Below are 12,663 nucleotides of genomic sequence, written 5' to 3'. Positions count from 1 at the left end.
ATGCATCGATAAACCTTGTAATAACCCAATTCAATTGCCTTATTTCAATATAATGAAACGTTCGTCTTCATTAAAACAATGGTCATCAGGGTATCATGATCTGAGATATTCAAAATGGACCCTGCTTCTTTCAATATGCTAAAATATGTATGATATAAAAGCCGAAATAGGGTGTAGTTTCTAAACTGATGTCCAAAAGGAGTGCTGATTTATGATAATCGTAACGAATAGAATCAGAGTCAAAAAAGGGATGGGTGCAGTCATGGCCCCAGGATTTACTGCACCAGGTCCACTTGATACTACGGAAGGCTTCGTAAAAGTTGAAGTATTATTAACGCAGAATTTGTCGGACCACGATGAACTGAGCGTTAATATGTACTGGGAAAACCTTGATAACTTTACCGCTTGGAGAAATAGCGATGCATTCAAAGCTGCACATAAACGGCCTGAGCCAGGTTCCGGTGAAGCAAAAAAAGAATCTCCAATTCTAGGCAGCGAGCTTACAACGTATGAAGTCGCCTCGATAAAGGAAATAGCTAAATAATAAAACAAAAAGAGGCCGCAAAATATGCGGCCTCTTTTGTTGTTTTCTCTTAGTGAATTACTGGGCTTCAGCTTTCTTGATTTGCTTGCTTCTAAGCTGGCCGCAAGCTGCATCAATATCCGTTCCATGTTCTTGGCGGATTTTACAATTTACGCCTCTCTTTTTCAGCGTATCATAAAATGCGAGAACGGACTCTTTTTCACTTCTTTGGTATTGACTATGCTCATCTACAGGATTATAGGGAATCAGGTTGACATAGAGCCGATGTTTTTTGTCCTCAAGAAGAGTGGCGAGTTGCTCGGCTTCTTCTTGGTGGTCATTGACATCTTTCAATAGGATATATTCAATCGTAATTCTCCTATTCGTTTTCTCTAAATAATAATCAAGAGATTTCATCAATTTTTCTATCGGGATACCTCGGTTTATTTTCATGATCTGTGTCCTGAGCTCATTATTCGGCGCATGCAATGAGATGGCCAGATTCACCTGTAATTGGGTATCAGTGAATTCATAAATCTTATTGGCAAGACCGCTCGTCGAAACAGTAATGCGCCTGCCCGCTATAGCAAGGCCCTTATGGTCCATGAGCACCTTCAAAAAGTCTAACATATTTTCAAAGTTATCGAACGGTTCGCCAATCCCCATTACAACAACATGGCTTACAACATCCTCATGTTCCAATTTATCCAGATGAAGTTGAACGTTCATGATCTGTTCCACTATTTCCCCGCTGGATAAATCACGGCTTTTGGCCAATAATCCACTGGCACAGAAACTGCAGCCAATATTGCAGCCCACTTGGGTGGTGACACAAACCGATATTCCGTATTTATGTCTCATCATGACCGTTTCGATAAGGTTTCCATCCTGTAATTTAAACAAGAACTTAATCGTGCCATCCGCTGATTCTTGCTTGACGTGTTCAGTCAAAGTCTGTATGACAAAGTGCTCTTCAAGTAATTTTATGCACTCTTTATTAACATCCGTCATTTCAGAGAAACTTGTCACACGTGTTCTATAAAGCCACTCCCAGACTTGGGAAGCTCTGAATTTTTTATGGCCATGGTCCGAAAGCCACGCCGTCAATTGTTCGAATGTTAAACCATAAATGGACTCTTTATTCATTCGTTACCCTCTTTTCATTACATTAAGATTTAAAATGTTATCCCATTACCCTTACGGGGAATTCCCCAGGAATCAGTTCAGTTCATTTATGATATGGTTCATTTCTATTTATCCGAAAAGCCCGATATATCTGCTCCACTAGAACCAGTTTCATTAATTGGTGCGGAAAGGTCATTTTCGAGAAGGAAAGGGCATAATCACTTCTTGATAACACCTCGGTGCCAAGCCCAAGCGACCCGCCAATAATAAACGCAATTTTGCTCTTTCCATAGGTGGCGAGCTGATCCAAATGAGTGGCCAGCTGCTCTGAAGTAAGCTGTTTTCCAGTGATCTCAAGCGTAATTACATAGGTGTCCGGGCTGACTTTCGCCAGGATTCGTTCACCCTCCTTTTGCTTAACAATGTCCATGTCCGCTGCACTCAGGTTCTCCGGAGCTTTTTCATCCGGTACTTCGACAAGTTCTATATTAGCATAGGCGCTTAACCTTTTTGTATATTCAGCAATTCCTTGCTTTAAGTATTTTTCCTTTAGCTTGCCAACAGTAATAATCGTTATTTTCATATATATCCTCTAGCTTTCATTATGTTTTTACTATCAATTGTTGGATTTGCCTACCTATTATCATACCTTACAGTGACCTATAAGCAAAACAAGCATATCCTTTCCAATTTTTAATGCTTTTATAATAAAAACCGCTGCCCCTGAAAGCGGCAACGGTAACTTTCATTATTTTTTAATGTGTATTGAAGAAATTGAGCGGACTTAGTTCAGATCCGATGAAGAATTATGTTGATTTTCATACAACCAAAAGCTCGAATCTAAACCATCCCACCCGCCGCTTCATTCTTCGGAAAATGTTAAGAACATGTTAAGAACAGGTTACGAACATGTTATCCACAAAAGTTATCCACATATCCACAAAATCTATCCACATCTTGTATGGGAATACTAGTTCCCTACTAGATATATTGCCACGTTTCGACAATATTCACAGGTTGTTGATAACTGATTTTCTTCTGGAACCAGCGTTAAGACAGGATAAGTTTCACATTCGTATACCACTTCATCCAGCGCCATGTCCACGTGTTCCTGACAGCAATATAATTTCATCTTTCATATCTCCTTTCCCACTCATTATTCCCAATGCTTCTATTCCCAATTATCCACAAGTTACTTGAGATCTTTAATTTAAGTATATATCCACAGGTAATCGTAACAAAAAATAAGAAAATCGCAAGGAAATAGAAAGGACAGGGGTCATTTTTCCCCCTGTCCTTTTTGCTTTTAAATTTCGCTGCTTGAAAGTTTGACTTCCTTAGTTTCTTTCTTTCCGTCACGGTAATAAATGATTTTAACTTTATCTCCGATTTTCTTTTCGTTGTAAAGGTATTTTCGTAATTCCACGACGTCATGAATTTTTTCATTATCCATTCCAACAATGACGTCAAATTCCTTCAATCCTGCTTTGGATGCTGGAGAATTGCTTTGAACGCCTGTTATTGCAACGCCAGATGTAACTTTCCTTGGTAACTTTAATGTATTTTGTTGATGGTATTGGGAAATCTCTTCTACAGATGCCAAGTTCACACCCAAGAAGGCACGTTTCACTTCACCAAATTCCTCTATATCGTTAATAATTGGTATAACTGAATCGATCGGAATGGAAAGACCGATTCCTTCCACTGCATTTTCCGCAATCTTCATCGAATTTATTCCGATGACCTGCCCTGACATATTAACGAGTGCCCCCCCGCTGTTACCCGGGTTAATCGCCGCATCGGTCTGGATGACCTCCGCATTCCAATCGACTTGCCCGTCCTCATTGATATCCACCTCTATCGTACGCTCCAAACCTGAGATGATTCCTTGTGTGATCGATCCAGAGAATTGGAGGCCTAATGGATTGCCAATGGCAATTACAGGCTCACCAGGTTTCAATTTGCCGGATTTTCCGAATTCGGCAATGGTTTTGATTTTATCACCATTCACGACAATGACAGCTAAATCTGTCCATGGGTCACTACCTTGCAGTTCAGCTGGCAATTTAGTTCCATCACTTAATGTCACTTCCAGTTCATTAGCGCCTTCAATGACGTGATTATTCGTGACGATATAAGCTTTGCCCCCATCTTTTTTGTAGACGACTCCAGAACCAGTGCCGGCTTCTGCCGAACTGTCCCCGGCTTTGCTCCCTTGACCCCAGAAGTTCGTTTCCTGAATGTTAGTTATCCCGACCACTGCGTCACTGGCCTTATCAACAGCATTGGTGACAGCACTTGTTACATCAAGGGTAAGGTTTTGCTGTGACTGCTCCGCATGCCCATTCTCCGTTGATTTCTCCATTGTAATTTCGTTATCATCGTTATTTAACAGCCCACTTCCCAGTAAAATAAGTAAGGCCCCGATGATGACGCCCCCCAAGCCTGCTAGAAAATAGCCCATTTGGCCTTTTTTCCGTTTATTTTGGTTCTCATCATTCTGATCATAATAACCCAAGACCGCCCCATCCTCTCATTTTAGGAATGAATTATAGCAATTCTATTGTTTGGCATCCTCCCTCAATTATACTCAATTACCGAATTTTTTCTAAAAAAATGTATGCTTTTTTTTAGGGTATACAGCGATTTTCCTTTTACTTATACAGTTCTAACCAAACGATACCCCTTTTAATCCGATTCGTAACTTGCGAATCGAATTTTTTAAAAACAAAAAAGGAATGAACAAGGTACCCCTCGTCCATTCCTTTTATTTATAACGTAACAAGTTCCGTTGGTCTTTTCGGATCAGTATCATATAAGGAAAATTGTTCGCCAACGATAATCCCCTTTGTTTTTAACGTCTGTTCCACCGACATTCTTGCTAGATCCTTCATATTGTTATCAAGGCTTAAGTGGGCCAAGTAAATCCGCTTGGTCTTATCACCGGCCACTTCACTCATTGCAAGGGCAGCGTCTTCATTACAAACATGTCCGACATCACTTAAAATCCGGCGCTTGATGCTCCATGGATATTTTCCCATCCTCAGCATGGACACATCATGGTTACTTTCAAATACATAAGCATCGGCATTCGAGATGATTCCTTTCATCCGATCACTTACGTACCCTGTATCGGTGATGACTACAAGTTTCTTATCCTCATGATGAAAGACATAAAACATCGGCTCTGCCGCATCATGTGAAACGCCAAAAGATTCTATATCAAGACTGCCGAACGTTTTGACCTGTTCCATTTCAAATGTGAATTTTTGTTCTGTTGCAATTTCACCGATTGATCGATCCATGGCATTCCATGTTTTTGCATTCGCATATATCGGGAGTTTATGTTTTCTGGCAACCACGCCAAGACCTTTAATATGGTCGCTGTGTTCATGGGTAACGAGGATACCGGATAGCTTCGACATATCACGGCCAATATCCTGAAACAATGCTTCCAGGGCTTTACCGCTTAAGCCGGCATCGACAAGGAATGATTGATCCCCCGTTTCCACGAAAAGGGCATTTCCTGTACTCCCGCTTGCGAGAACACTAAAATGCATTGTCATCTTTACTCACTCCAGTATTTTTTCTTCTGTATTCAATTCAATGACCTCTCCATCAAAGGCATTCACGAAGAGATCCGTTTCATCATCAATGACCACCCACCATGTTGGCACAAGTAAATGTGACACAGATGTCGTCTGCAGCGAATTATAAAAACCCAGTTGCACATTCGTGACTTTGCTTTTTGGATCAATATCGCCATTCTGATACAATTCTCCAATAGCATTTAAAGCAGATACCAATTCTTTAGGTTTATTGAATTTTTCAATTCCCTCCAAATACATCTGTTCATAGGAAACGATTTCACCCTTCTTATTCAGATATAAAGTGACCTTCCCCTTACTATTATTATAAAACATCTTTTTATCTGCCACTTGATAGCAGATGATGGTCTGGCTGATTTCATCATAGCTCCAAAAATGATACTCACTACCTTTTAAAATATACTCCTTCAGGAATATATCAAGGTCTGCAGCATTAATTTCCGATTTCATGCTAACTGGTATCTTAAATGTACCCACAAGCTTCTTATCATCGATGATTTTTGCTTTTTGGTTTTTCAGGTGCTGTATATCCTTCTTCTCGAAATTCTTGCTTTGGGCAATCAGGAATTGATCCTTCAACTTTTGTTTTGGAAGTGGTATTTCTATTGAAATCTCGTCTTCTTTCAAAAGTTCATCCGTAAGGGGCTCCGTAAAGCTTTCTAATTGGGATTCATTAATCTTTTCAAGGAATTGATAAAGAAGAAAAATATTCAAAACGAAGAATACCATGATGAAAATCGACTTTGTATTATTCCAATCCACTTTGATCGCCTCCTTCTTCAAAAGGCACAATAAACCATTTATCGCCGATACGATAATACCAAGTGGGATCGAGTGTAACTAGTGTTACAAGTTTGGAATCGAGGGATTTATTCAATCTATAACCAATCGAGATGTCCTCCACGCTTTTGAAATCGATATTATCTTTCGATTTCAGCTTATTCAATACTTCTTTTCCGCTTGGTAAGATCACTGCCGCTCCTTTTGACGGGAGGACTGAGTCAAGTGAAAAGTATGGGCGGTCATAACTATAAATTTCTTCTTTCCCCCAAATTTGCTCGATTTCTGTCATTCCCGATTCATTGAAGGCCGGATAACCGTTTATGAATAAGCGGAATACCACTCGTTGTTCATTCTCCGACATATAGGCAAAGCGGTAATTGTTATCTTCCCAGCCGGCATGATCATTGATGAAATCGATGCTTTTTTGCAAAAGGTCACTGGAACGGCCAAATAGCTTGATCTTTTGTGCTGGATTGATATAAGAAATTAAGTAATTCTCTTTATTGACCGTCATAAGTCTTGTTCCATCCGTGTATTCCTCACCGACCGAAACGGATTCCTGGCGTACGAACTTCGGATAATTAAATAACGCATTTTTCAAGTTTCCAATATCCAAATCGTCAATATAATATTCAAGTCTGTTGATCTCCACTGGGTTTTCCGGGACGAACAGCGTCCTTTTGCTGTTTATCGTTTCGGCCATATATTCAGGGTGCTTATCGTATGAACCCTTATAAAATGAATCCATGAAATTCCTTAGTTTTTTAGTGTCGACCATACCTTGATAAATCTTCTCATGATCATAGGAAACAAAATAAACGGGAGATTCCTTACCGCTGATATCCTTTTGTTTAATGATCATTCGATCAAATGAAAATTCAGGCACTTCCTTATCCGTTATATTCAATACCGTTTTATAAAGAGCGATGGGTATATCATCGGAAAATTCGATTTCAATCGACCCATCTTCATGGACAAAATCGTCAAATTTCCTTTGCAGCCTTTTTACGGATACCTCTTTTAAGCCTCTGAAACGCCATTGCGAAAATTCTTTTTCCATTTCATTCATTTCTGCCGGATTGGAAGTCTGGAAATGCTGCCCATTTCCATGGAAAAGGATACTGACTGGTTTAATGACATCGCTGACAATCTGGACATCGCTTTTAATCTTTATATAATTCGATTGATCAAATTGATCATATTCAGGCTCGTACGTCCAAATGCTCCATGTCAAAAAAATGCTTGTCCCGACCAAAATAATCAGTATGATACTTTTTGCACGTTCAAAATTCATGACCAATCATCCTCTTCTTCCTGTTCGTAAGGAAGTGTAAAGAACACGGTAGTTCCTTTTCCATCCACACTTTCCGCCCATATTTTTCCGCCATGCGCCACGACCATCTCTTTTGCAATGGCTAAACCAAGCCCTGTCCCGCCTAAGTTACGGGCCCTTGCTTTATCCACACGGTAGAAACGGTCGAATATTTTATCAATGACGTTTTTCGGGATACCCACTCCTTGATCTGTAATGCTCACAATGATAAAGCCATCGGATGCCCTGACGCGGAAAGTCACTTGACCCCCTTCAGGTGAGTACTTTAAGGAGTTGGAGATTACATTATAGAGAACCTGGGTGATTTTATCTTCATCAATATCCACAAAATAGGCTTCCTTCGGCAAATCACGTTTAAACGTGATGTCATCATTTTTCGTCATTTCAAAACGATCGATGATGTGGTCATAGAATTTATTGAAATTGACCCAGCCCGTTTTAAGCCTGTAATCTTTACTGTCCATTTTCGAAAGCTGCAACAGATCATTAACAAGCCTGATCATTCGCTCCGTTTCATTTTGGGTCACACTTAAAAAGGATGGAGCGATTTCCTCGTCCTTCCATGCGCCTTCAGCCAATGCTTCCAGGTAACTTCTCATCGTCGTTAACGGAGTTCGCAGTTCATGTGATACATTGGCAACAAACTCCCTGCGTTCGCCCTCGATTTTTTCCTGCTCTGTTATATCATGCAAAACAGTAATCAATCCATTGACGAATCCCGTTTCCTTTTGAATGACCGAAAAGTTCCCCCTCAAAATGAAAGGCCGATTTTTTTTGCTGTAATCAAGGATTACGGAATCTCGCTCTTCCAGTAAATCCTCAAATTTATATTCTTCTTCAAGACCCAAAACCTCAATGATCGGTTGGTTCATGACGGTTTCACTCGAGACATCCAATAATTGTGCCGCCGGTTCATTAATCAAGTTCACCCGACCGCGCCTATCCGTTGAAATTACGCCATCGGTCATATTGGAAAGTACAGAAGAAAGCTTGCGCCGCTCTCCTTCTGTGCTTGATTGCGACTCTTGAAGCTTTTTGGTCAAATTATTGAAAGTGACGGCAAGCTGGCCAATTTCATCATCGCCATATACCCTAACTTTTCTGGAGAAATTCCCTTTCGCCATCACCAAGGCCTGTTTTCTCATATCGGACATCGGCCTTGTGATCGTTCGTGCGAGCAGGATCCCCAAGATTGCCGTAATGGCTAGGGCGATGGCCGTACCCGTCATGAAGATGCTATTGATTTCATCCATCTGCTCAAAGACATTTTCCATCTCTGCTATTACATAGACGGCGCCAATGACCTCCTCATTTGCTTCAATGGGTGTCGAAAGGACCCAGAGCCGCCTGCCTGTTTTCTTGTCCCGAAATATATCACTATCTTCTTTTCCATAAATGAGCGTATTCTTAATAAGGACCTCCGTTGTCTTCTTCCCTACAATATCCTGGTTACTTCGAGCTGAAGTCCCGATCACGCGTCTGCTGCGGGTGTCGATGACACGTACTTCCGAAATATCATTCGATGAATTATCCCGGTCTCTCAATATCGTATCAATCGCTTCTTCGAGGGTCGGATCTTCCTCTCCCCTCTCTTTTTCCATTTCTTCACCAATACTGTAGGTAAGCAGGTTAACGTGACCTTTTATTGATTTCGTAAAGTTCCCGACAAGATTTTCTTCCAATTCCCCAACAAAATATACCCCGATTATTTGCATAGCTACGAAAATGAGCAATACATAAATCAGAACAAATTTAAAATGAATTGAGCGAAAAAAACCAACCTTTTTCATAGAAACTACTCCTGTTCAGGGTTACGCAGGTAATAACCGACCCCTCTTCTAGTTACAATCCAGCCAGGATGGCTTGGATTGTCTTCAATCTTCTCACGAAGACGTCTCACCGTTACATCGACCGTCCGCACATCACCAAAATAATCATAGCCCCACACGGTTTGTAATAAGTGCTCCCTTGTCATGACCTGACCGATGTGCTTCGCTAAGTAATGAAGCAACTCAAATTCGCGATGCGTTAATTCAATCGTATCGCCCCGCTTGGATACTACATAGGCATCCGGATGGATAGTGAGCGTTCCTATCGTAATTTCCTTCGGTTCATTTTCTTGATCAGGAACCGGAACAGCTTGCTGACGTCTTAGGTTCGCCTTAACGCGGGCAATTATTTCCCGGGTACTAAATGGCTTTGTCACATAGTCGTCTGCACCAAGCTCCAACCCTAAGACCTTATCAATCTCTGAATCTTTTGCCGTTAACATGATGATTGGCGTTTCATACTTCTTCCTTACTTCCCGGCAAACTTCCATGCCATCGCGCTGCGGTAGCATGATATCAAGTAAAATCAAATCGGGTTGCCGTTCTTCTACCATTTTGAGGGCTTCATTGCCATCATAAGCACAAAAAACTTCATAGCCTTCTTTTTTCAGATTGAATTGTAATATATCAGCAATTGGCTTTTCGTCATCCACTACCAGAATCTTTTTATCCATGTACTTATCTCCTTTATAATAACTGAACTGAATCTATTAAAAACCATGTCCTTATCCGGGACCTTATTCACTTTTCCTTCTGCTTGCACAACGCCGGCAACCTAATTTTAAGCAAAGTTACATATATATACCCAATAAAAGGGGGGCTGAACACCGGAATGAAAGCAAATTGTCTCTATTCTACTTTATCATTTTATAGGCATTAAATCACCTTTTTCCTATTATTCTCATCTATGTATGAAGCAAAGAAGTCTTCGAATAAATTTCGAAGACTTCCATCGATTACTGGCTTATATAGTTTAGAGGATTAACGAGAGACCCGTTTTTATATATTTCAAAATGGAGGTGGACACCAGTCGAGTTCCCCGTTGAACCCATCATGCCAATTTTCATGCCTTTTTCAATCTTTTGTCCTGTTTGTACATCTATTGATTCCAAATGGGCATACACTGTCTTATACCCGTTATTATGATTGATCGTTATCTTATTTCCATAGCCTCCGGAGTTTCCGGCACTTTCGATTATCCCATGATCTGCTGCCGTTATCGTCCTGGTGGTTGGCCGGGCAATATCTATACCTTTATGCAGTTTCCCCCAGCGCTGACCCTGCTTACTGGAAATATAGCCCCCATCTGCAGGCCAGGAATATGTACCGCTGCCCTGTGAAGGAATGACCTTGGTTCCTTTTCTGGTAATTTCTGCTTTGGCCTTTTCCGTGACTTCTTTTTTTGCGATCGTTTCACTGATTTTCTTTCCATTTGTTTCGGATACATTATAGGTGAACGAAAGAATCCCCTCATTCCCTAATTGTTCAGTAATGAGCTCGCCCTTTGGAAGTTCGGCATCCTCCTTCACTTTCTTTTCAAAAGGAATCCTCTCTTCCTTATATATTTCTCTTTCTACCCTTACGTTCACATAGGGCATACGTTGGGTCACATAGAGCCGCTCACCCTCTTTAACACCTTTGTCCTCATCCTGTCCCGGATTTAGCTCCAGCAGTTGATCCAGGTCCATATCATGCCTAGTGGCAATGGCTTCAAGATCCTCATCTTCCTTAGCCTCATAGATCATCGTCCCTTCCTTTCCTTCTTCTAACATGGAAAGGGTTTCATCGACGCTCTTGATTTCGTCTGGATATACCATTGTCTCTTTAAACGTGACGGGTAGTGAAAATTCGATGTCCAGAATTCTACTTCCCGGCTCTTTTAACGGATCTGCATCTTTTTCACTTTCCTTTTTACCTGATTCATATTCAGCGTATTCCTCTTCATTCACATATAATAGAGTGATTTTCTCCATAACGTCCTCGGCATCTTCCTTTGACGCAACATAAGCGACCGCCTGATTATCTATGTCGATTTCATACGCCTCTGCCTTCACATTCAACCGATCTTGAATTCCCTTAACAGTCTGATCCTCTTTTACCTCTTCATCGAATACCTCTTCAGGTACAAACATCAGCTGTGTCTCTTTATCGAATGTAAATTCCGGATAATCTTCCTGTGCTGCCTCTACCTTATCAGCTACGATCTTTTCGATTTCCGTTTCATCCGTAACACTTCCAACGAACTCATCGTTAAGATAAACATGCTGAATGGTGGTTGTAGTTTCCGATATCCCAGCAGCAGTTGCCCGGTTTGCTGCAAGCATTAAAATGACGGAAACCGTCAACAGGATGATACCCTTGCCTTTTGAGCTAAACATATATTGTCCTCCTTAACGGCTCAGTCACCAATTAAGAAACTAATCAATTTTATTTCAAGAATTATTAGTCCAATTTAAATATCCACATGCATATGACTGATTTCTATAATGATTTTTATCACTCATAACTCTACCATATTAAGAAAAAAAACAAGAAACAGACTTCATAATGTAATGGAACTGTATAAATGGTGACAACATGTACCAATAAATATAGGAACGGGGTAAGTTCAATAAACTGCAGAAAAAGGAGTGGGCCTAGGCCCAGTAAGGTTAAAAGCGAGTTATATGCCGAACTGGCCAAAATTGGTATATTACAAATCGTTAACAATCTATTAACAAGATTTCATTCAAAATACATCTGGAAGCAAAACAAAAAACGCCCTAAAAGAAAGGCGTTTATAAAAGGATGGCTCAGGACGGAATCGAACCGCCGACACAAGGATTTTCAGTCCTTTGCTCTACCGACTGAGCTACTGAGCCAAATATTCTATTTTAGGAAAAATAAAATGGCGGTCCCGACGGGAATCGAACCCGCGATCTCCTGCGTGACAGGCAGGCATGTTAACCGCTACACCACGGGACCAGTAAAGCTTTTATATAAAGAAGTGACCCATACGGGATTCGAACCCGTGTTACCGCCGTGAAAGGGCGGTGTCTTAACCGCTTGACCAATGGGCCGGAAAAAATGGTGAGCCATGAAGGATTCGAACCTTCGACCCTCTGATTAAAAGTCAGATGCTCTACCAACTGAGCTAATGGCTCGTACTAATGAAATGTTTCTTTTCAAGATGTTAACTTCTATTGTGACGACGCTTTTGATAATATCATGGTTCATATAGGTTAGGCAATACTTTTTTGAAATAAAATTATTTTTTTCTTATTTTTTTCATTTTCCAACAGTTTAATCCATTCATTCGGTATCCAGGACCTCCAAAACGTGACATATAATGGATGGATGTTAATAAGGAAAGAAGAGCCGGCAAAAATGAACTGCACCCCAATTGTTAGACAACATCTAACAATTGGAGGTGCAGTTTTTTTGACTAAATATACGATAGACGAAAAATCAAATGCAGTTTTA

Annotated in this window: 11 protein-coding genes and 4 tRNA genes; 1 reads left to right on the top strand and 14 read right to left on the bottom strand. The window is 40.6% G+C overall.

The annotated features are described in order from the left end of the window. The first annotated feature begins 211 nt into the window (after window positions 1-211). A complete protein-coding gene (locus ACFRAK_RS00075; protein ID WP_387604931.1) occupies window positions 212-544 on the top strand; it encodes a heme oxygenase in 333 nt (110 codons plus the stop codon). A gap of 57 nt (window positions 545-601) precedes the next feature. On the opposite strand, the gene rlmN is transcribed toward ACFRAK_RS00075, so the two are convergent. From rlmN to ACFRAK_RS00005, 14 genes are all read right to left on the bottom strand, one after another. Further along, window positions 602-1,669, bottom strand: a complete 1,068-nt coding sequence (gene rlmN, locus ACFRAK_RS00070; protein ID WP_387604930.1) for a dual-specificity RNA methyltransferase RlmN — start codon at window positions 1,667-1,669, stop codon at window positions 602-604. An 82-nt stretch (window positions 1,670-1,751) separates the two neighbouring features. Continuing rightward, window positions 1,752-2,231: a 23S rRNA (pseudouridine(1915)-N(3))-methyltransferase RlmH gene (rlmH, locus tag ACFRAK_RS00065; RefSeq protein ID WP_387604929.1), complete on the bottom strand. Its 480-nt coding sequence runs from the start codon at window positions 2,229-2,231 to the stop codon at window positions 1,752-1,754. Window positions 2,232-2,618: 387 nt separating this feature from the next. Then, window positions 2,619-2,780, bottom strand: a complete 162-nt coding sequence (locus tag ACFRAK_RS00060) for a CxxH/CxxC protein (protein ID WP_065310847.1) — start codon at window positions 2,778-2,780, stop codon at window positions 2,619-2,621. A gap of 174 nt (window positions 2,781-2,954) precedes the next feature. After that, window positions 2,955-4,166 carry a S1C family serine protease gene (locus ACFRAK_RS00055; RefSeq protein WP_394571129.1) on the bottom strand — a complete coding sequence of 404 codons (1,212 nt, stop codon included), beginning with the start codon at window positions 4,164-4,166 and terminating at the stop codon, window positions 2,955-2,957. 253 nt (window positions 4,167-4,419) lie between these two features. Then, entirely contained in the window at window positions 4,420-5,214 is a 795-nt protein-coding gene (locus tag ACFRAK_RS00050; protein ID WP_192207358.1) for an MBL fold metallo-hydrolase, read from the bottom strand. 6 nt (window positions 5,215-5,220) lie between these two features. After that, window positions 5,221-6,018: a two-component system regulatory protein YycI gene (locus tag ACFRAK_RS00045; protein ID WP_387604927.1), complete on the bottom strand. Its 798-nt coding sequence runs from the start codon at window positions 6,016-6,018 to the stop codon at window positions 5,221-5,223. Next, window positions 6,005-7,333, bottom strand: coding sequence for a YycH family regulatory protein (locus tag ACFRAK_RS00040; RefSeq protein WP_387604926.1), 1,329 nt, complete (start codon window positions 7,331-7,333; stop codon window positions 6,005-6,007). Before ACFRAK_RS00040 ends, ACFRAK_RS00045 begins: the two co-directional genes overlap by 14 nt. Continuing rightward, a complete protein-coding gene (walK, locus tag ACFRAK_RS00035) occupies window positions 7,330-9,162 on the bottom strand; it encodes a cell wall metabolism sensor histidine kinase WalK (protein ID WP_387604925.1) in 1,833 nt (610 codons plus the stop codon). The genes ACFRAK_RS00040 and walK overlap by 4 nt, the downstream gene beginning before the upstream one ends. 5 nt (window positions 9,163-9,167) lie before the next feature. Continuing rightward, entirely contained in the window at window positions 9,168-9,875 is a 708-nt protein-coding gene (gene yycF, locus ACFRAK_RS00030; protein ID WP_034316131.1) for a response regulator YycF, read from the bottom strand. Window positions 9,876-10,157: 282 nt separating this feature from the next. After that, on the bottom strand, window positions 10,158-11,579 hold the full coding sequence (locus ACFRAK_RS00025; protein WP_387705401.1) for a peptidoglycan DD-metalloendopeptidase family protein: 1,422 nt from the start codon (window positions 11,577-11,579) through the stop codon (window positions 10,158-10,160). A gap of 410 nt (window positions 11,580-11,989) precedes the next feature. Further along, a tRNA-Phe gene (locus tag ACFRAK_RS00020) sits at window positions 11,990-12,062 on the bottom strand. 27 nt (window positions 12,063-12,089) lie between these two features. Continuing rightward, window positions 12,090-12,165, bottom strand: a tRNA-Asp gene (locus ACFRAK_RS00015). Window positions 12,166-12,188: 23 nt separating this feature from the next. Beyond that, window positions 12,189-12,260, bottom strand: a tRNA-Glu gene (locus ACFRAK_RS00010). Window positions 12,261-12,268: 8 nt separating this feature from the next. Then, a tRNA-Lys gene (locus tag ACFRAK_RS00005) sits at window positions 12,269-12,344 on the bottom strand. Window positions 12,345-12,663 lie beyond the last annotated feature (319 nt).

The organism is Peribacillus sp. NPDC056705 (assembly GCF_043656335.1).
Note: the sequence above shows the minus strand (reverse complement) of the source record. Positions and strands in the feature narration are given on the sequence as shown.